Genomic DNA, 20,112 nt, shown 5'->3' with positions numbered 1-20,112 from the left:
AGAGTGTCGTTGCCAGCGTTGCCAATGAGGGTGTCGTTGCCGGCATCGCCGTAAAGGAGATCATTGCCGATTCGGCCGTAGATAGTGTCGTTACCATCAAGACCGTGAAGAATGTTGTCCTGGTCGTCATAGCCACTCAATGTATCGCCATCCCTAGAGCCTGTAATAGTGTGAACTTGTTCGTAAATGTAGGCGGCATCTATGGCGGTACCGTCAGAGAAAAGGAGCTTCTCTACCTTGAAAGTGTCGGTTGGATTAGAGTAATTGCCGTCGTTAAAGTAATTTCTAATGGATATAGCATCACCGTTATCTCCAATGGTAATATACAGATTTCTACCAGAAGAGTCGTAGCGGAAGAATTTTAGATCTTTCAGCGTAATACCCTCGCCAAACTGGATAGTATCGTTGTCGCCACGCTCTTCTTCAATGTAGTCTACCCCATCTCCCCTGTTGAAGATGTAGGTATCATCACCGTAGCCGCCGCGAAGTGTGTCGCTGCCTTGGCCGCCAATGAGAGTGTCGTTGCCAGCGTTGCCAATGAGGGTGTCGTTGCCGGCATCGCCGTAAATAACATCACTACCTGAAGATCCATAGAGTGACTGAGAATTTTTATCTCCCACTATTGCATCCTTATTAGATGAATAAACAATTCTCGCCAATTCGGGCGACTGCGCAGCAAAATAATTACAAAACTGATCGATATTACTCTTATAGTTTAAATCAAAACCGTAGATAGTTCGCAAGAAATCGCCCAAAATATTAATACCAGCCGCAGAATCTTCTTCAATTCTTTTATCTATATCCTTCTCAACGCCTAGAAAATCAACCTCAATACCAGACTCATCAACCTTAAAGTCTATTTTATCAATCAGTTTTTTTAAATAAGAGCTGCTTGCAATCATTGCATATAATCTATCAGCTAGCTTATCATAGGCTTTTTGCAATAAAGGTGCGGCATTAGAATTTGGGTTAGCGCCATTATTTCCTACGAAATCTGTCCCCATAAACTTTTCCAGAGCCCCCAACTGCCTAGCATCAATCAAACCACCTCTACTAGCAGGATCAAGTCCATCAACTCCAGTCCATTTGTATAGAATTTCCGTAAACAATCTATTTCGATTTTCCGCGTCATTGGCATTTACAAAATCTACCACCATAGCTTTCAGCTGGCCGCTTTCATCTTTTGCCATAGATGCATGCAAGGAGGAGACCCTGCCCGCACCTTGCATATTTGGCAATAGCAATATATCTTTTGGAACTACAATAGACTCGCCAAATATATCACGAGAGTCAACAGTGTCTCTATTTAGTAAATATTCTCCAACCTGAGCAGTACTACCATCAGACTTCATAAAACTACTTAGCCTACGCTGAATATTATTCATTACGTCAACAGCTCCCGTAACCGTAGACTCCAAACCAATAGAAACAATACCCAAGTCGGCCAATGACTTTAGTTCCTCGGGTTGTGAAAGTCCGTCATGATTTATATCTTGCCACATCTTTAGTTTAGAATAGACATTATCTTTAGTATCAATTTTCCCATCATTATTATCATCAAATTCTCGCAAAGCCTCAAATCCGCTAGTAGCATATTCTCCATTAATCAACCTAGTCCGATCTCCAAATAGTTCTTGACCATTAGTCACCATGCCATCACCATTGCGATCAAGTGTCAATAGTCCATCTCCATCACCGACCCAAGCAACCTTCTCGGCAAACCCATCACCATCTAAGTCAAAATAAGCAGTAGAGTAATCTAGGGAAGTTGTCCTAATACCGTCGCCATCTAAATCAAATATAAGCGGATCAACCTTTGCAGCAACCGAAGCATTCTTGAATAAATCAAACACGTTATTTAAATCACCAGAAAATACTGCGCGAAGAAATGAGTACGAAGACCAGATGCTGTCAGCAATGAAGTTACCTATAAAGAGAATCGTATCTCTAGCTCCGCTATAGGCTATAGATGCGCCAGTAACCAGCTCGATCATAAACTGATCTCCCAGAGGCTTCCCGCTAGAAACAGGCATTAATTTTCCGTCACTGTCCATGAGAGAAGACATAGAATGATTGTAAAATAAACCTCTATCCCTTAGTCTCTTTCCCGCAGCAATACCCTCGCTCATTATCCTTACTTCATCATTAGTATAAGAATAGGTGTTTCTTTTTCGAATCATCAACTGAATCGTTCTGTTGTACGCATCCCTATCAGCAGCCACTTCGGGATTCACGCTAGAAGATATAAGAATATTTCTCCCAATACGAGCGTAATCCCTATAATTACCGACTATATCACTTTCATTAGCATAGTTCGTAGCAATATCTTTATAGAATTCATAGTCTATTTTATCGCCAGTAGCGCTCTCAATCACCTCACCGATTCCCGGGGCGTTAAAGGTGACAGACTTGTAGATTGTTCTGTAAGTCATATACTGGGCTATAGCTCCGCCAAGCGAATGTCCAGTAAACGAACATTTGACATCAGGATTTGATCTTAAAATAGGCATCACAAAGTTCTCAGCATCGACAAACTGAGCAGGAAGACCTTTTGATGATCCAGTAAAAATTTGCTCATCAGCATTGGCAATATCTTTACTGAATTCAGAACCATTCCCAGCGTCAGTACCCTTAAAACTAAATACTATCTCCCCAGAAGGAGATTGAAAGGCTGCAGCCTGGAAGCCAGAGGGGGTAGAGGTGTAATCTAGGAGGATATAGGAAGAGAGCGAACTTAGCGCGGCATATTCTAGTTTATTATTTTGCATCTTGTTGCGAATTCTATCAATCTTTTGGTTTTTATCGTCGTCGCTATAATCTCCATAAGCTGCAGCACTTAGGGCTATATATTGCTCTGGCTTTAATGACATTACTCTACTCCTTCACTCCTTGTAAAACATTTTTCATTTACTTGAATACTCGTAGATGAGCTCTCGTTATAATGTTGACATATATATCTATAAGTGCCATCTTTAGAATTTATAACATACCTTACTGAGCTCTTTTTCGGATTCTTTAAGGCGGTATAAGAGGCAAGCTTTTTAACGTCATTTATATTATTATTTGTGGGTGAGTCTCCTTGTACTATGACCTTAACACCATAATCCACTTCCTTTGCATAATCCTTCAGCAAGTTAACCAATTTTGGCACATCACGTACCTCGTTATAAATCTCTGGATTTATATTGATGTCTACTGAATATCTTGATGGTTTTACAGATAGTTCTCTTATAAATTTATCTAGTTCAGACCTTTCTCTATTATTATAAATTGTACTTGGATATTCATCTAGATATCCGGTATCGCCCCATCGTCTAATCATAAACTTTTCCGTACCACCGTCTTTTAGTTCGGCATCGGCAAGGACGGTTCCCGTCACACCAATGCCATACCCTACCTTACGAACATTGCTAACTTTAAAATCTTTACCATAACGCTCCTTTAGATAGTGTTCCATTTTTATTTTTTCTGTGTCAACTCCAGTGTGGCTATATGCAAATATAGATAGTATAGCGAGACAAAGTATTGCCATTAAATAGATCTTCTTTCGCTTCTTTTCGCTATTACATTTTTTTGAAATACCTTCTAAAAACACCTACGAAACTCCCAAGTTGTTAATCTAACTATATATTACCTTAAACATGAGCATAATACAACAAGTTTAAAATAATCAGGCAACTCGCTCTTAATCGATTCACTATAGCTAGATAGATTAAACTAGGAAGAGATTAAAACGGTATCATGAAAACTGGAGGAGTCATAAGTGAGGTCAAGAAGTATCCAAGAGCGGAAGGAAACTAGCTTCGACAAATTTATATAATCTATGGATCCTGACATTGATATATCTTCCTAATCCATTAATACTCTACTTCTTATATATTTTCTTACACCCTCCAATACTAGGTGCAGTATCATCACCACACGATTTCCCATATAGTTTTCCATCATTACGCTACTCTACGTATAAAATACATACTTTTCGAAACCCGCTAAACTTCAAATAACGAACCACCTTAAACAAGTTGTCAGTCATCTCGTTACCGCCTTTGCCAATAGCTATTACCAAAGTATAATCTAATTTATCCTGGTCTTACTCTCTGGCGATAAAATATTTCTCTAATAGATCTTTTAGCATGTTAGAAAAATCTTGGTAAATGCTAACTCTAACTTTTATAGGCCCGGCTGATGGAATTATCTCTCTTACACCTGGAGCAGCTCAATCTTAATTATTGTCTCCTTATTTAGGCCACCAGTTAACGTATCAACGAGAATAAATAATCCTACAACAAACGTCATAGATATGACGAATGCCCATGATAATTTTTTAGATTTTTTATTATCATCGCTTTAGACATATTGCACCCCTAGAACTAGTTAAATGCACTTGTTTTAAACCGAAGAATAAACACAATACAATAAGATTAGTTTGGCAAATCTCGTCCTGGTCTGCTGATAATTTAATTATGTGTATTGTTCAGTTTAAGTATTATAAGAAATACATAGTCATCAAAGACAAACGAACTATTTCAAATCTAAATCAAAAAATCGCCCAGAAAGACGATGATTTTAATTTTTGCCTTGAAATGGCGACCTTACAAATATAAATACGGAACTCCTTTTTCGCGATTTGTTTGTACTGCAAAATCGCTTCAAGGAGCTTGGTATGGTTATTAAAAATGGCGAGGTGCATTTGCCGGATTTGGAGGAGCGTGATGTTTAATTTGCGAAAACCAGATTCAAAACTCTACGACCAAAATACTTTTGACAACCAGTTTATGCGCGACTTACAAAAAGCTCGCAAAAGCATTATCATCGAAAGTCCGTTCCTCAGAACTGTCCGAGTCGAAAAATTTATTCCAATACTTCACTGGCTCAAAAAGCGCGGCGTGACAATATTACTTAACACCAAACCGCTTGAAGAACACGACGAAATATACAGACTATAAGTCCAAAATCTCTGATTTACTACAATCAGTAGGCGTCGAAGTGTTTTTTACAGTCAAATATCACCGCAAATTAGCCATCATCGATAGAGAAATTATTTATGAAGGCAGTCTAAATATTTTTCGTGTCGCAACAGCTGTAAGGTAATGATAAGGACAACATCTGCGCTTGAGGCGAAAATGTTGATAGATTTTATCAGCTTAAATAAATTTATGGAGGTGAAATAATCATGAACGACGGGGATACAATCAAGAATCTTCATCTGTACGAAGATGAAGAAACGATTCAGAAAACGATCCATTACCTGGAGCTTCACGACCCAGAAAATGCCAACCGCGAATACGCGGTCGGATTTCTGAAATTTATGCAGCGATTTGCGCATGTCGCCAGCAGGAGTAAAGGGTTTGATCTTGAGGGGCTTTTGAAGAAGTACAAGAAACAGGACAGCGCCTCTTAATAGACTTCAGCGCGGCGGTGCTAAAAAGTTACACCCAGTAATGTGCTGTGCTCGTCTTTGTCGTTAAACCTTGCGATAATGTATTTGCTGAAGTTATCGGTAAATTCTTCCGGTAGATAATCATACGGCATATACCCAGAATTCATGGAGCAAACATACTGAAAGTCTAACGACTCGGCTTTGCTACTAGAAATTTCTAGAGCTTTTGCTACCTGTCTAGGATCTACGTCTGCAAATATTTTTGAATCATGGAATAAGGGAAATTCTCTATGACGTACAGTAGACCAATATTCAGCTAGCATAAGATCGTAGCAGAACACCTTCATACTACTAACGCCGTAGCTGCCAGCTTTTTTAATATCAATTTTAAACTTATAGCCTTCTTTATCTACATCGATAGAGAGTGTCCCGGGCTGTTCGTACAAAAATCGAGAGTTTGAATTAAATAAACGTATAGCTGTTGATATTAGCGGCTGGTCTCCGCTATATTCCTGCCGCATTTTTGATATAATACCGCTAATCTCTATCCTTATATCATCAATCCTTGACTTAATCTCCGTGAGTCGAGAAATTCTGCTCTCTATATCCGCTATCTTAGCCCTACTTTTATTGACCTCATCTTGAAGCTTTGTATACTCATCAAGAGCTCCATGTGTTTTTAGTATATTCATGTAGCCAGCTCTCTCGTTTGAGAGTTTCTCCATTTTACTATCTAAAGTTCTGTTTTTTGTTAAGTATAACTCAATCTCGCTTTCTAGATAATTTTTTCTATTAAGCACCACGTTCCTATGGAAGTTGATTACCTCATCAAGTGTACGTAGAGAGGACTTTTCGAAGACAGCGCCTGCCGCTTCGTATATTTGTTCTATTCTTATATCATCGCCGTTTTCATTTTTTAAACTGTCTTTGTATCTCTCTACTATTTGAGAGTTTATAGTGATTTCATTGATAACGTCGTGGATTTCTTTAGTTAAAGTGTCTGCTTTAGCCTGTATATCTCTATAGTCTTCGTGAACTTGAAAATTTTCTAGTCTTTTCATCTTCTCCGCAAGTTGCAGCTCAACGTCTATTTTCTCTGAGTTCAAATCGCCCACCGTACCTCCAAACACATCAAAAGCACCCGTTTCAATAGCTTTGTTTGCGCTATCTAATTTATTAAATTCAGATTTAAGTTGCGAGAATTTGACAGATAGTCGCCAGTTTAGCCCTATTAGAAAAGCAGCATTGTTATTTCTAGATAGCACGTTCTGCCCAGCAAAGCATAAGAAAGGATTAGAAAATGCGCCGTCATAAGTCCTCATGAAGTACGACGCCAATGTGCGATACGTAGGGTGATTGCTTTTGTCTTTTACCTCGCGTACACTAAGGCCAAATAACTTCTCTCCTAGAGTTAAACAAACTTCATCTACGCTGATGTCTTCAATTCCTAGCGCCTCTATATATTTCTTACGATCCTTTATTGCCCGTTTGAGGACAATTTCTTCTCCATCTATCTCGATAGTTAAACTGAATATCCAGTCTCGCATCTCCTCTTTTTTGAGAGTTTCTGATGGACTGCCTCCGAGACAATAGCTTATAATTTCAAGTAATAGTGTTTTGCCTAAGCCATTAGTAGAATGCTTATCGCTGGAATCCTGATCGCGGTCGGCTATGATTATATTAAAACCTCTACGAAATTGTATGGTTTTAAAACTGCTTTTGTTTGCGCTTAACTTAACTAATTTCATGTTTTTTATTTTTTTCGATTACCCCATTATTATACAGTATAGCTCCGGAGGAGTACAGTAACACTAGAGCTGCAATAAACTTCTCAAACGTACCTATTTCTTCATATACCTTCACTTTACTCCATAACGAACTCACTGTTTCAACTGAATCTATGTTTTGAAGAAGTGTTGCACCAACTCCAACGACCGAAAACCCCACGCGAATAGTTTTATCTGGAAGTATTATCATTTTTCAAACACCTCACATAGCTGAAAATAGTAGGCCACTATTCCGTAAGCTGCAGCCATATGACGAGGGTCGCTACTGTCGCTAGAGGCTGCTTGCACTAGAGAGTAAAATATAACATCCCCGTTATCAGTGTCTCTTCTTAAATTTTTATACTTTTGTACAAAAAATATCCTTAATTTTTCTGGATAGTCTTCGCTAGCATTTTTGTTTAAAAAATCATCAATCAGCGACACAGAAGCCATGCCCATTTTTAACATTTGCTCTGTCTGCAGACTTAGACCATTTTTGTGCACTTTATCCTTTATAGGTATCAGTCCAAAGTCTTCGCTATCGTATTTCAAAGGAGGGTTATCTATGATGTGCCGAAGAGTTTCCTCGAGTTCTCTAAATGTGATTGTCGGTAAGCTTCTCTTTATGGCTCGCTCAATGCGTTCCTCGTGCAAAGATTTGATTTCATGAAGATAGTCAACAGAGTATTTTGCCACATTCTTATCAATAATAGCGTGGCACGCTGGACAGAGAAGAATAAGATTATTATAGGAATGACGTTCGATATCACTCTGGCCGTCGTCATAGCGTGCAGAACCCGGCTTATGTCCCTTAATATGAGCCATTTCTCCTACAGGAATCAGGGTATCAGTTTGACGCTCAACCACTGGATTGCTACACATTGCACAGCAATTACCACTTTTTGCCCATAGAATTTTCACGCTTGATTGAGGAATACCCATTTGTCTATTATTGTATCACTCTATACTGCTTGTGCCTAGCTAAAGCCTCAGCTTTCATCTATCATCGGCTCCGCCTTAATCTGCGGCTTTTTCTTCGACTGCTTTTTGGTTTTGGCGGCTTTTCGGCTGGTTGATTTATGGGTTCTTCATCCTCGCGCGGAGTACTTTTATATTCATCGCGAAATGCGATGATGTTTGTATCAAACAAATGTGCGTCCAAAATACTTCTGGCATAGCCATAAAATACAGCATTTAATATCAGATTTGCTCATTAGTTATATTCACTCCACCTCCTCTTTATATATTTATCTACGTCACTCGAAGATTTCATATTGCTAATGTCCTGATCCTCCAGCCATAGCTCATGTAGTGAATCATGATAGTCTATAGCCAGCATTACGCCCATTTGCTTTCTTATTTCAGAAGTCACTCTATATATATGCTCTGATAAATCATCAAAATTAACGTCATTCTCTAAAGATATTGTCATATATATTTTTCTGCCAAATTTATTAAATGCATCTTTATAGGAGGGTATGTTTTTCGTAATATCTCTGCCAACCTCTATATTGCTGCTTATTCTTATTGATTTGAGTCTAACTCTACCGCCAAACTGCTTGCTAACTAGGTTAGCTATATCATTTCTAGACTCTCTTTCCCAAATACGATCTGGATAGGTATCAGAGTAAGCACTCTCGCCTTTTCTATAGTCAGCTCTATTCCACACTTCAAACCTAAGACTACTATCATCAACCGGATAAGCATCCACATACGGATCGCCTTCAACTCCAATACCGCCACCCTCAATGCGATAATTTTCTACTACAAACTCTTTCCCGTATTTTTCCTTAAGGTATTGCGCCATTTTATGTTGCTCTACCAAGGCACCGCCATTGATGAGCAGGTAGATAGCAGCTATCAATATAGCAGCCCCAGCTATAATCCAGAATTTTGATATACGCTTTCGGGCGGATTTTAGTTTAGAGTGTACTTTTTGCACAGGAGTGTTTTTAGGCGATCTTTTACCGTACTGGACCTTTCTAGTGTTTGCGTGTTTTGTTTTTATCGCGCTACTCTTTATCATTAGATCCCTACCTTGCTACTACTATCTTAGCATCATTTTATAGTAAGCATAAGTTCCTTGCAAGATTAAAAACAAATAAAAAAGACCAGTAAGGTCTTCTGTCTGTTACATGGTGACCTTACCGGGAATCGAACCCGGATTGCCAGGATGAAAACCTGGTGTCCTAACCGTTAGACGATAAGGCCACAACTTCAGATATCATAACAAATTATTGTCGAATTGTCTATAGCAAATCAGCCACTTCTCCGCCGTTATCCATTAATGTATAATATTTCCATGACAAAGCAGAAGAAAAAGCGCAATAAAAGATATTCTGGGATGGACGCGACATCTCAGCGACCAAAAGTAACAAGGATTACAGCAACGAATCGCTCCAAATTATCTCAATGGTTTTTCGATCGGAAAAAGCTCATTCGCACCATTGGTATGGCGGGACTCGTTGCAATTGCTTTAATTATCGTTATTTCTGGAATACTGAGTTTATTTCGTTAACGAACCGGCAACTTAAACCCAAAAGTACTACCTTTTCCTTCTTCTGATTCAAAGATCATTTCGCCGTCGTGCGACAAGATAACTTTCCTCGCCAAAAATAAGCCAACGCCAGTGCCGTCTGGCCGCTTTTTTCTGGCATTTGTGCCGCGGAAGAATTTGCCAAACAGATTTGCTTGCTCTGATTTTGGTACGCCGATCCCAGAATCCTTCACAGTAAACTCAATCTCATTAGCGCTACCCTTTAGGGAAATTATTACCTTTTTGTGCGGATTTGAATAGTAAATAGCGTTGTCGATCATATTCAGCATAACTTGACGAATCTTCTCAGAGTCGGCCGTAATCAATGGAACTTTTCTATCAATCTTTAAGTCCATTTCGACAGACCTCTGATCAGCCACAACCTTAAGCAAAGCAACTTCATCCCGAAGAATTTGAGCAACGTCTGTCTTCTGTTTATCAATGTTAAATTTACCAGTCTGAAGCCTAGAAACATTGAGAAAATCATTAATCAACCTAACCATTCGCTCACTGGAAGAAAATGCCTCCCTAAGAACTGCGCGCTGCGTCGGCGTAATCTTCCCCAAATCGCCCTCTAGTATCATATCCAGATAACCCTTAATACTAGTCAACGGCGTTCTTAATTGATGTGAAGCCATAGAAATAAATTCGTTCTTCGCCTCGTCCAGTCGCTGAAGCTGTCGATTACTGAACCTCAACTCTTTCGTCGCCTCGTCAATTTTGCGCTGCAAACTCTTATTCAACTCATTAATCTCTTCCAATGACAAAGAATTTCGAATCGACACAGCCAGTTCCCCAGCAATCGATTCCAGCATTTCAATATCGCGAGAACTATATCCCAAGCTCTTATGCTCGCCCAGAAATAGAATTCCCGTTTCTTGATTTTGATGCAGCAGCGGCATAACAATTTTCGTGCGATGAATATCCAAAAGTTTCTTCAGTTCTGGATCTTTTACTTGATTCGCCAAAATAACTTCCGGAAAACTACAATTCTTATAATAGTAATCCATAATCCTGTGAACGTCTTCCTCGACAACAGATATTCGTCGCCGACCCGCTCGACCATATATTCCTTTTTCCGGAATACAAAACGCCACTTTTTCCGCCTTAAGAGAAGTCGCTATATAATTGCCAACGCGTCGAGTTAGGAGTTGCAGATCCGCCGTATAGGTTAATATTTTACTAATCTCACGCGTAAACGTATCAGCGTCATATTCTCCGTAGTAAAAAACCCTATCAGTAAATTTATCAAAGATTTTCTTCACTGGTTGATATACGACCGCCAAAACCATAGCCAAAATCATATTCATGAGATTTACGTGACTATCAACCGTCAGGCTGCGTTGGAAAACCAAAATTGAAATGACATATGCAGAAATCACGTAGACGACAGCTAGTGCGATTAATAGCAACATATACGAAACGCTTCGAGCCACCGCCATTTTTACGTCCATCAATCGGTACCTGACGATGCTATACATAATTGCAAATAAGAAAATAATCGTAGCAATTGGGCCAATCCATATATATCGATAATCACCAAGCGCCGGAAGAAACAGATCCACTACAAAGCCAGGAATGCTACATATCAACAGACCAATCATGTAAATCGCGACTTGCTTGCGTCGAACAGGATCTGATTTGCGCCACGCTATATAACCAAAACACATAGAAATTAAGAAGAATACCGAGAAAAAAGTTGCAAAAATAACATAGTTGACTGCATGAATCGGAATTCGAGAAAAATCTACTGGCGTGACGATTTCTGATGTATTGATAATAAACTCAGGAACCAAAATAATATATAGCGAAAAAATTGTTATCAATATACTAGATGCGCAGATAAAACTCTTCGTTGATTTTGTCGATGGAAGAAACGACTTTGTAGTGAAAATAGCCAACGCAGGACAAAAAACAGCCGAAGCTACATAAAACCACCTGGATGCAGTGTCCAATGTTACTTCCTTGTCTGCCAGAGAAAACACTTCAAGTCCAGCCGACCACACAGCCAAACATAAACAAACCAGAAAAAACCAATACTTTGCATCATGACGATGCTTCGATTTTTTAAGCACAAGCACGCCCAAAATTAGCGCCATCAACGCAACCAATCCTAGCACTAATGCTCGTATCATCATACTAATGCTTATTATAGCATCTTATTCTACGTTTCAATCGCAAAAACTGTGTAAACACCGCTTGCGGTAACTGTAGCTTCAATAGATTCTTTTGGTATGCCAGATTTTTGGAGCAATTTGAAGCCTTCTTTAATTGAGCGCATCCTAACCTTTGGAACCCACCCCATTAGTCCATGCAAAAATTCTTTTTGTGGGCGATTTACGTTCATGTTGCCAGTGATCATTAATCCACCGGTTCGTAAAAATTTCAATGATTCTCGTGTCAATTGTTTATAAACACCGTCTGGCAAATATTCTCGCAAGCCAGAGTCTTCCGCAATATCCAGTTTACGATCACCCAGAACTCCCTCCAAACTCAAAGGCTTGCCAAGCTTGCTGAATAATCGTTCGCAATGAACTTCAATCTTATCTTCCAAATTCCATTTCTTAGCCAAGCTCTGCGCCGCTGCTAGAGACAACGGATCTTGATCTAGCAGGATAACCGTTGGCGCTTCACCCGTTTCATCCTTAAGTTTTTTCAGCATCTTCAAAGTCGCCAGTCCCGTTCCGCAGCCAAAACTCATCACCAACATATCGTCAATTGAACGATTCTCTTTTTCTGCCACTTTCTTCAAATGATCAATCGATAGACTATTCACTGTTTCCACTCGCTCACGAATACCAAGCGAATCCGCACAATGCCGAATAACATCAGAAAACTTCTCCGTCACCGGCGCCTGAATAAACTCTCGGACGTCACTAATCCTCTTCTCTACCTCTTCAATAGCCGTAGCTTTATCTACGCCGTTATTGATCTTTTCTTGAACCATAACTTCTGTCAGCGGCAAGCCATTAATCTTCTCATCAAATACCGACTCATCCAGCGGACCACTCATAGTTGGATATTTACCTTCTGACAATATTTCGCCATTTTTACCAGAAACACTTAAATCATCAGCTTCAGAAATTGTTAAAAATGTCAGTGCGGAACCTCGTTGATTGTGCCACGGCTTCGAATCAGTTTGATCTTTACCGTATAGAAATTTATCACGAGAAATCTCCAGATATGAATCTATATCATTACCCCATTTATTTTCTCTCACAAAAGGAATCTTTTCTAGAACATTCGCAATTGCCGCGGTGGCTAAATTTTTATGAATAATATCTTTACGAACATCCTTTAATTCCGCCCCGCCTCGTTCCAGATAATTGTATATGTCCTGAATTTTATCCGGATTATTATATGCAGGATCGGTTTTTTCTCCAATTTTAACCCTACACTCCTCACTTCTAAGATCCGCAATTTCCTCGTTTAATTTTTCATTAGCTTCATGATCAATTCCATTAAGAAAATCACCTGCTTCTGTAATATACTGTTCGCCTCTAAAGTTTTCCATGCCAAAAATTATAACATAGTTTATATGATATACTTAGAGCATGATAAAAATCGCTATCATTGAAGACGACCCAACCATCAGCCAGATGTACCGAATGAAGTTCGAGTCGGACGGGTTTGACGTTCGGTTGGCTGCCAACGGACAAATTGGCATAGAAGTAGTCGAAAAGTTTCAGCCAGATATTATTTTGCTAGATTTACAAATGCCAGAAATGGACGGCGCGGAGGCTTTGAAGCGAATTAGGTCTAAAGATTGGGGAAAAACCATTCCCGTTATCGTCCTCACTAATCTCGGCGAAGAAGAAGCTCCGCACGATTTGAAGAAATTAGGAATTCATAGCTACATCGTAAAAGCGAATCTCACGCCACGCCAAGTTGTCGAGCAAGTCAAAACTGCCATAAAAGCTGCTTAATTTTTTGATTGATTCGCAATTTTTAGACAAGCCGTAATTACATTATCAAACAGCGCAGAAACCGTTAATGGACCAACTCCGCCTTTTTTTGGTGTAATAATTACATCATTACACTGCCGCACCTCTTCAGATACGTCGCCAACAATTTTTCCATTTTCCGAAGCAGTTCCCGCGTCAATAACAACCGCCTTAGTCTTAATCATCTGGCTTTTAATCAGCCCTGGAACTCCAGTTGCCGACACGATAATATCGTAATTTACCAATTGAGATAAATCGTCACCTTTTTCAAAAACCGTCACATCAACGCCAGACTTCAGCCACATTTTCTCAAGAGGCGCACCAACCAAACGACCTCGCCCGACAATTGCGACTTTTTTTCCCTTCAAGTCAACGCCATATCCAGCCAGAAGCCAACTAATAGCCGTTGGTGTAGCCGCCTGAAAAATCGCCCTCTTGCGCAAACCATCAACGTCTTTATCTTCTCGAATACTCTCGAGTAGCTCCTCAGTCTGATCAGAATTACTAATCGGCAATTGCAGAATTATTCCTTGAACGTCGTCTCGATTGTTCAATTCTTGAATCACCTCCAAAGCACCGCCCGCAGGGACTCGATGAATCTCCACGTCAATCAAAATATCAGCGCCATACCTCTGTTTCAAACGCATGTACGTTTCAATAACTGGATTTTCGACATCAGTAACAATTGCCAAACGAGGATTAATATACCAAGCCTGCCTTAAAGCTCGCACCTGTTTCGCCTGGCGCTCCTTGATAAATCCAGCTAATTCTGAGCCATTTAGTTCTCTCATTGTCATTAAGTATAGCAATTTTACCATCTTGAGTACAGATATAGTGTGTGCTATAATTTGAGAAGCTTGGTTTATGGCGGATGTAGCTCAGTTTGGTTAGAGCGCTGGATTGTGGCTCCGGAGGCCGTGGGTTCGAATCCCATCATTCGCCCCAAGTTTTACGACAATTTATTCACACCGATAAATTATTTTCAATAAAACGGTAGACATTTTTATTGATTGTTGTATAATGAAATCGTGGGCCAGTAGCTCAGCTGGTTAGAGCACCTGCCTCTTAAGCAGGGTGTCGAGGGTTCGAGCCCCTCCTGGCCCTCCAAAAAATAACCTCACATTGAAGTGAGGATTTTTTATTTATCCAAATGGATTATATCCGCGAGAAGGCGGCTCACGAAAAGTAGTTCGATTAGCATTAAACGATTGACGAGAATTGTTCACGTCTGACGGAACGTTGTTATTTTGTAGACCATTGACTCGTCGATTCCCGCCAGACAGACCAGCGTCATCAGGATTATTGTTAGCACCCCTCGACCGAGGTACTACACTTATTTCCGCACCAAATCGTCTTCGATTGTCATAATTATTGGCAGATATTGAAGATCCATATCCCTTAATATATCGGCGTTCCGAATTCACACCACGATTAGCGGTCAGCATTCTGCCCGTATCTCCATACGCTTTAAAACCATCAATTGGTCTTCTTAAGGAGCCAGATAATCTAATCATCATTTCCCGCGTCATTTGCGGTTTTTTATTCGCATCCATATATCCCCCATTAGTTATATGAAATGGCGCCCCGAGTAGGATTCGAACCTACGACCTTAGGCTTAGAAGTCCTCTGCTCTATCCAACTGAGCTATCAGGGCGTATTCACATTATAACATCTTTCTGCTACAATAGTAAAAGCTTGCGGGTGTAGTACAGCGGTTAGTATGCAAGTTTTCCAAACTTGAGATGGGAGTTCGATTCTCCCCACCCGCACCAAGTTTGACAATTTCAATCCATAAAGGGCATCGATGGATCCATATATTTATACAGAAAAGCCAAAATACCAGCCGCATGATATTGAAGATGCGTCCGAATTTTATGATGTAATTGAACGAAGCAGCTTAACACACCAATTGTCTGAAAACCGACCATATGTCTATTGGACAATGGAAATTTATGATAAGTCCAATGGCATTAAAGGCGGCGGCGGACTTGGAGTTTTAGCGGCGGACACGCGACGTGTAGCTGAAAAATTAGAAGTTCCATTCGTAGTAGTAACGCCGTTTTATCGTAGCGAATCACACCAGAAAATCACCAACCTCGCACAAGAAGAGTTTTCGGAATCCGTTTCACCTCAAGATTATGGATTTGAATATATTGACGAAGTTTTCGTAAGTTCAAACGGATTCCCAGATACAAGCTTAAGCATTTTTAAGAAGACGCTCGGTTCAACGCAATTTGTTACAATTTCAGAACCGAACTTTGGACAATTATACGAAGGCGACGGATCTGGCGATCATAGACTATACCAAGAAGTAGCGCTGGGATTTGGTGGCTATAAAGCATTAAAACTCCTCGGTATTAAGCCGGCTGTTATTCAACTTAATGAAACTGCAACGATTTTTGCCGCATTGGCGCGGCTAGACGAGCTGTGCGCTAACGGAATGAATTTATATGAGGCCATCGTTTATGTTCGAAAACACACACTTTACACGAACCATACGCTTCTTCAAGCGGCCGAACCGGAATTTCATCGTTCGCAATTTGAAAAATTAGTTCTGCCAAATATAAAAAGTAATGCTGTGCGTTGCTGGCTAATGGAACAATTCCGTAATGACAGGCTGAGGCCGAATCTTTTGGCAATTGAACTTACTGAAGCGAAGAATGGTGTAAGTAAACTACATGCCCGTGTGGCAAATTTCCGCGATCGCAACAACGACAAAGTTAAATTTCAAGCCATTACTAATGGGATAGATCTCGAAACGTGGGTGTTGCCTGAAACGTTGCAAACATATCGCGATCACGGTGTTATCGATAAATTTGGACTGCCCACAAATGATTTTTCTGAAAAATTAGACTCGCTGAGTAGCGCGGATTTGAGGTATTTGAAAAAACTCGGGCGAAAGGAATTGAATCGAGTCCTATTGAGTCGCCAGGATCAGTACGGAAAATCCATACAAATCCCAGAAAATGCAATATTATTCGATTTCAAGCGAAGATTCGCCAATTACAAACGACCTTATATGCCGTTTGAAAACCCAGATTCATTGCGCCAAATTCTCATTAGCCACAACGCGCATTATATTCTGACAGGAAAAGTCCACCAAGGCGACGTGACGATGTATCAGAAATTGCTCGAGGTATTAAAATTGATTGATAACGATCCAGTCCTCAAGGAGCGTGTTCATTATATACAAGATTACGATGAAGAGCTGGGACGAGCGTTAGCAATCGGCTCGGATGCTTCGATAAATATTCCTATCGTCGGATTAGAAGCGTGCGGTACTTCATGGGAGAAAGACGTCGCCAACTTAAAACTCCTCATCTCCACTAGTGATGGCGGTGTTGCCGACGTTCAGCCAATTGCCTGCCTGGAGGTTACCGGGAGAAACTACGAAGCCGAAGTTTCATCTCTGTACGTCAACATGCATAAAGCTGCCGCTATTTTGAAAAATGACCAATTGTTAGAAAAACACATCCGCCACCAACTAAGCAACTATTTGCCAATTATTTCTGGCGCTCGAATGATGAAAGATTATCTCAAATTTATTTTTCCAAAACCGCAAATCCAACCTAAAAAAGAACCGCAGATCAAGCGAATTCCTATTCAATAATCACTTCAATCTCAGCACCTAGCGAATTTAAGCGCGCCGCCAATTCCTCGTATCCGCGATTAATCGAATATACGTCGCGAAGAATCGATACACCTGGAGCAGCAAGCATTGCCAAAAGTATCACAACGGACGGACGAAGCGCTGGCGGAGCAACAACGTCGGCTGGTTTCCATCTTGTTGGACCGGTGATATAAACACGGTGTGGGTCAACCAACTCGATTTGCGCATTCAGCTTGCTTAGTTCTGTAAAGTAAATTGCTCGGTTTTCGTAGCTCCAGTCGTGAACCAACGTGCGACCCTCCGCCACCGTCGCGATAAGTCCCAAAAACGGCAAATTGTCCATATTGATTCCAGGAAACGGCAAGGCGTGAAGTTTATCCTTTGCTGCCTGGAGTTTGGAGCGCTGCAATTTAATATCAACCAAACGAGTTTGCCCATTATTAGCAAAATATTCCTTGCTGAGCTCAAATTTAAGACCCATTTCCGCCAATGTCGCTAGCTCAATTTCCAAGAATTCAATCGGCGCACGACGAACAGTAATTTCCGAATCCGTCACTGCAGCCGCCGCAATAAAGCTCATCGCTTCAATCGGATCTTCGCTCGGATAATAGTCCAGATTTTTACTAATGCGTTTACGGCCCGTGATTTTCAAGGTTGTCGTACCAATTCCCTCAATTTTCACACCCAACTTTTTCAAGAAGAAACAGACGTCCTGGACCATGTAATTTGGGCTAGCATTGCGGATGATGGTAGTGTTTGGTGACAACGCCGCAGCCATAATTATATTTTCCGTCACCGTATCGCCACGCTCCGTCAATAAAATCGTTCGATCGCCAGAATTGACATCAGTTTTTGCATGATAATAATCAGTTTCCGCTGTGACGTTCATTCCAAAATGCCTTAATCCACTAAGATGAGGCTCAACTGTGCGCTTGCCTAAATTACAGCCGCCAGCAAACGGCAATTTGAAATCGTCATATTGATGCAGTAGCGGACCAAGGAACATAATTACCGTCCTAGTTCTCTTCGCCGCAGCAATATCCATATCTTCAAGCTTCAAGCGTGCTGGCGGCACGATCTCAAGATCACTGCCGTCCAACCAGCGAGTTTTAACGCCAATCGAATTCAAAACTTCGATAATTCGGTTAACCTCCTCAATTCGCGCCACTTTCCTAAGCGTCGTCTTCCCCTTATTCAACAAACTCGCACAGAGAAGACCCACTGCAGCATTTTTACTAGTCTTAACTTGTATCTCACCAGACAATTTTTTGCCGCCAGTCACCTTAAAATTCATTTTTCCGGAATGATTTACGGTAACAATATTGTTATTAAGCACTTCACTAATTCGAGCAATCATCTCAATGCTAATATTCTGACCCCCGTTTTCAATGCGATTAATAGCACTTTGCGACGTGCCAATCGCCTCAGCTAATTGTGTCTGTGTTAAACCTTGCTTTTGGCGATTTTCAGCGATTAAATTGCCGATTTTTTGAAGATACTTGTCTTTTATCATGCGTAAATTATATCACTAATGATATATACAAGCAATGATATAATAAGTATTAACGGAGGTTTAGTCATGAGAGACAAGCAAATTGAAGAACTTATAAAAGCAGAAAAAAAGCGCCAAACGGACGGTCTGGAACTAATTCCTAGCGAGAATTACGTTTCGTCAGACGTGCTTCAGGCGCTCGGTAGTGTTTTCACTAATAAATATTCAGAGGGCTACCCTGGTCGACGTTATTACGGCGGACAAGAAAACACTGATCAAGTCGAGCAGCTGGCAATTGACCGCGCTAAGAAACTTTTCAAAGCAGATCACGCTAACGTCCAGCCACATTCTGGAGCGCAGGCTAATGAGGCTGTTTATTACGCTTGGTGCGAGCCTGGCGACACCATTCTGGCTATGGATTTGGCTCACGGCGGACATCTTACACACGGCGCTCCAGTCACTCGTAGCGCCAGAGAATACAATTTCATTCGTTATGGCATAAAAAATATTGACACTGGCGAAATTGACTATGAAGAGATTCGCCAATTAGCCTTAAAACACAAACCAAAGATCATTTTGGCGGGATTTTCGGCATATCCACGAGAGTTAGATTATGAAAAATTTGCCGAAATTGGCAATGAGGTCGGCGCTATGCTAATGGCGGATATGAGCCACATCGCAGGGCTAATCGTTAGTGGCGTTGCCAAAAATCCGTTCGACTATGGCTTTCATGTAATTACCACAACAACTCATAAAACTCTACGTGGACCACGAGGCGGGCTGATTCTTAGTCGAGGAATAGTTGGCAATCCATTGAAAAAACCAGAGAAAACTCTCGATAATTTACCTACGTTGATTGATCGAGCGGTATTCCCTGGCACGCAAGGCGGACCGCACATGCACACCATCGCTGCAAAAGCCGTAGCGTTTGGTGAAGCCTTACAGCCAGAATTCAAAGATTACGCCGAGCAAATTGTCAAAAACGCGAAAAGACTGGCGGAAGAGTTGCAAAAACGCGGCTTTAAGCTAGTAACTGGCGGCACCAGCAACCATTTGATTCTGGCAGACATTCACAGCAGCTTCGGCATTGACGGCAAGGAAGCGGAAATCGCCATGGATAAAATCGGTCTGACGCTAAATGCCAATGCAATTCCAGACGACCCTCTGCCAAGATTTAGACCAAGCGGCATTCGCTTAGGCACGCCAGCCGTCACGACGCGAGGCGCCAAAGAAGACGACATGGAAAAAATCGCAGGATGGATGAGGCGGTCAATAGATAATCGCGACAATGACGATGAGTTGGCCGAACTCCGTAAAGAAGTCGTAGAATTCTGCCATACTCTACGCGATATTTAACATAAACCCGCACATAAAAAAACTCTGG

Annotated in this window: 16 protein-coding genes and 5 tRNA genes; 8 read left to right on the top strand and 13 right to left on the bottom strand. The window is 40.8% G+C overall.

The features are described 5' to 3' along the window. Both LRM45_RS04220 and LRM45_RS02570 read right to left on the bottom strand, forming a co-directional pair. On the bottom strand, positions 1-2,870 hold a 2,870-nt coding region (locus LRM45_RS04220; RefSeq protein WP_275973425.1), incomplete at its 3' end, for a calcium-binding protein. Next, a complete protein-coding gene (locus tag LRM45_RS02570) occupies positions 2,870-3,595 on the bottom strand; it encodes a hypothetical protein (RefSeq protein WP_243826619.1) in 726 nt (241 codons plus the stop codon). The genes LRM45_RS04220 and LRM45_RS02570, both read right to left, overlap by 1 nt. Before the next feature lie 1,578 nt (positions 3,596-5,173). Here LRM45_RS02570 and LRM45_RS02565 point away from each other — a divergent pair. Then, positions 5,174-5,401 (top strand): hypothetical protein, encoded by a 228-nt coding sequence (locus tag LRM45_RS02565; protein ID WP_243826618.1) that lies wholly within the window; start codon positions 5,174-5,176, stop codon positions 5,399-5,401. 20 nt (positions 5,402-5,421) lie between these two features. Here LRM45_RS02565 and LRM45_RS02560 read toward each other — a convergent pair whose 3' ends face one another. The 5 genes from LRM45_RS02560 to LRM45_RS02540 form a co-directional block, all read right to left on the bottom strand. Beyond that, entirely contained in the window at positions 5,422-7,128 is a 1,707-nt protein-coding gene (locus LRM45_RS02560) for a DUF2326 domain-containing protein (protein WP_243826617.1), read from the bottom strand. Then, entirely contained in the window at positions 7,115-7,357 is a 243-nt protein-coding gene (locus LRM45_RS02555; protein ID WP_243826616.1) for an ABC-three component system middle component 6, read from the bottom strand. Before LRM45_RS02555 ends, LRM45_RS02560 begins: the two co-directional genes overlap by 14 nt. Further along, positions 7,354-8,088, bottom strand: a complete 735-nt coding sequence (locus tag LRM45_RS02550; protein ID WP_243826615.1) for an ABC-three component system protein — start codon at positions 8,086-8,088, stop codon at positions 7,354-7,356. The genes LRM45_RS02555 and LRM45_RS02550 overlap by 4 nt, the downstream gene beginning before the upstream one ends. Positions 8,089-8,359: 271 nt before the next feature. After that, complete coding sequence (locus LRM45_RS02545; RefSeq protein ID WP_243826614.1) at positions 8,360-9,172, bottom strand: hypothetical protein; 813 nt, start codon at positions 9,170-9,172, stop codon at positions 8,360-8,362. A 110-nt stretch (positions 9,173-9,282) separates the two neighbouring features. Beyond that, positions 9,283-9,357: transfer RNA gene (locus tag LRM45_RS02540), tRNA-Glu, on the bottom strand. A gap of 91 nt (positions 9,358-9,448) precedes the next feature. Here LRM45_RS02540 and LRM45_RS02535 point away from each other — a divergent pair. Then, positions 9,449-9,664, top strand: coding sequence for a hypothetical protein (locus LRM45_RS02535; protein ID WP_243826613.1), 216 nt, complete (start codon positions 9,449-9,451; stop codon positions 9,662-9,664). On the opposite strand, the gene LRM45_RS02530 is transcribed toward LRM45_RS02535, so the two are convergent. Then, positions 9,661-11,820 (bottom strand): sensor histidine kinase, encoded by a 2,160-nt coding sequence (locus LRM45_RS02530; protein WP_243826612.1) that lies wholly within the window; start codon positions 11,818-11,820, stop codon positions 9,661-9,663. The genes LRM45_RS02535 and LRM45_RS02530 overlap by 4 nt on opposite strands. 26 nt (positions 11,821-11,846) lie before the next feature. Then, positions 11,847-13,196 carry a class I SAM-dependent methyltransferase gene (locus LRM45_RS02525; RefSeq protein ID WP_243826611.1) on the bottom strand — a complete coding sequence of 450 codons (1,350 nt, stop codon included), beginning with the start codon at positions 13,194-13,196 and terminating at the stop codon, positions 11,847-11,849. Positions 13,197-13,236: 40 nt separating this feature from the next. Between LRM45_RS02525 and LRM45_RS02520 the strand changes: the two genes are divergently transcribed. Beyond that, complete coding sequence (locus LRM45_RS02520) at positions 13,237-13,608, top strand: response regulator (protein ID WP_129635371.1); 372 nt, start codon at positions 13,237-13,239, stop codon at positions 13,606-13,608. Here the strand turns inward: LRM45_RS02520 and LRM45_RS02515 are convergent. Next, the gene (locus LRM45_RS02515; protein WP_243826610.1) at positions 13,605-14,417 is read right to left on the bottom strand and encodes a bifunctional 5,10-methylenetetrahydrofolate dehydrogenase/5,10-methenyltetrahydrofolate cyclohydrolase; all 813 of its coding nucleotides are present in this window, start codon (positions 14,415-14,417) and stop codon (positions 13,605-13,607) included. The two genes, LRM45_RS02520 and LRM45_RS02515, sit on opposite strands and share 4 nt — an antisense overlap. Positions 14,418-14,493: 76 nt before the next feature. Here LRM45_RS02515 and LRM45_RS02510 point away from each other — a divergent pair. Continuing rightward, positions 14,494-14,571, top strand: a tRNA-His gene (locus tag LRM45_RS02510). A gap of 85 nt (positions 14,572-14,656) precedes the next feature. After that, positions 14,657-14,733 (top strand) — tRNA-Lys (locus LRM45_RS02505). A 35-nt stretch (positions 14,734-14,768) separates the two neighbouring features. Here LRM45_RS02505 and LRM45_RS02500 read toward each other — a convergent pair. Continuing rightward, positions 14,769-15,179, bottom strand: coding sequence for a hypothetical protein (locus LRM45_RS02500; protein ID WP_243826609.1), 411 nt, complete (start codon positions 15,177-15,179; stop codon positions 14,769-14,771). A 24-nt stretch (positions 15,180-15,203) separates the two neighbouring features. Beyond that, positions 15,204-15,280 (bottom strand) — tRNA-Arg (locus LRM45_RS02495). A 43-nt stretch (positions 15,281-15,323) separates the two neighbouring features. Between LRM45_RS02495 and LRM45_RS02490 the strand changes: the two genes are divergently transcribed. Together LRM45_RS02490 and LRM45_RS02485 are read left to right on the top strand one after the other, a co-directional pair. Further along, a tRNA-Gly gene (locus LRM45_RS02490) sits at positions 15,324-15,398 on the top strand. A 32-nt stretch (positions 15,399-15,430) separates the two neighbouring features. Then, positions 15,431-17,236, top strand: a complete 1,806-nt coding sequence (locus LRM45_RS02485; RefSeq protein WP_243826608.1) for a glycogen/starch/alpha-glucan phosphorylase — start codon at positions 15,431-15,433, stop codon at positions 17,234-17,236. Here the strand turns inward: LRM45_RS02485 and LRM45_RS02480 are convergent. Next, positions 17,226-18,746 (bottom strand): helix-turn-helix domain-containing protein, encoded by a 1,521-nt coding sequence (locus LRM45_RS02480; protein WP_129631687.1) that lies wholly within the window; start codon positions 18,744-18,746, stop codon positions 17,226-17,228. The two genes, LRM45_RS02485 and LRM45_RS02480, sit on opposite strands and share 11 nt — an antisense overlap. Positions 18,747-18,815: 69 nt before the next feature. On the opposite strand from LRM45_RS02480, the gene LRM45_RS02475 reads away from it, so the two are divergent. Further along, positions 18,816-20,084, top strand: coding sequence for a serine hydroxymethyltransferase (locus tag LRM45_RS02475; RefSeq protein ID WP_243826606.1), 1,269 nt, complete (start codon positions 18,816-18,818; stop codon positions 20,082-20,084). Positions 20,085-20,112 lie beyond the last annotated feature (28 nt).

It is taken from the genome of Candidatus Nanosynbacter sp. TM7-057 (assembly GCF_022828295.1).
Taxonomy (GTDB): Bacteria; Patescibacteriota; Saccharimonadia; order Saccharimonadales; family Saccharimonadaceae; genus Nanosynbacter.
This window is presented reverse-complemented; position numbering and strand designations above follow the sequence as displayed.

Coding starts and splice junctions, on each gene's coding strand:
- LRM45_RS02545 (WP_243826614.1), bottom strand. CDS start 9,172: ATGATAAAGAGTAGCGCGATAAAAACAAAACACGCAAACACTAGAAAG.
- LRM45_RS02520 (WP_129635371.1), top strand. CDS start 13,237: ATGATAAAAATCGCTATCATTGAAGACGACCCAACCATCAGCCAGATG.
- LRM45_RS02535 (WP_243826613.1), top strand. CDS start 9,449: ATGACAAAGCAGAAGAAAAAGCGCAATAAAAGATATTCTGGGATGGAC.
- LRM45_RS02525 (WP_243826611.1), bottom strand. CDS start 13,196: ATGGAAAACTTTAGAGGCGAACAGTATATTACAGAAGCAGGTGATTTT.
- LRM45_RS02560 (WP_243826617.1), bottom strand. CDS start 7,128: ATGAAATTAGTTAAGTTAAGCGCAAACAAAAGCAGTTTTAAAACCATA.
- LRM45_RS02475 (WP_243826606.1), top strand. CDS start 18,816: ATGAGAGACAAGCAAATTGAAGAACTTATAAAAGCAGAAAAAAAGCGC.
- LRM45_RS02515 (WP_243826610.1), bottom strand. CDS start 14,417: ATGAGAGAACTAAATGGCTCAGAATTAGCTGGATTTATCAAGGAGCGC.
- LRM45_RS02550 (WP_243826615.1), bottom strand. CDS start 8,088: ATGGGTATTCCTCAATCAAGCGTGAAAATTCTATGGGCAAAAAGTGGT.
- LRM45_RS02500 (WP_243826609.1), bottom strand. CDS start 15,179: ATGGATGCGAATAAAAAACCGCAAATGACGCGGGAAATGATGATTAGA.
- LRM45_RS02485 (WP_243826608.1), top strand. CDS start 15,431: ATGGATCCATATATTTATACAGAAAAGCCAAAATACCAGCCGCATGAT.
- LRM45_RS02530 (WP_243826612.1), bottom strand. CDS start 11,820: ATGATGATACGAGCATTAGTGCTAGGATTGGTTGCGTTGATGGCGCTA.
- LRM45_RS02555 (WP_243826616.1), bottom strand. CDS start 7,357: ATGATAATACTTCCAGATAAAACTATTCGCGTGGGGTTTTCGGTCGTT.
- LRM45_RS02565 (WP_243826618.1), top strand. CDS start 5,174: ATGAACGACGGGGATACAATCAAGAATCTTCATCTGTACGAAGATGAA.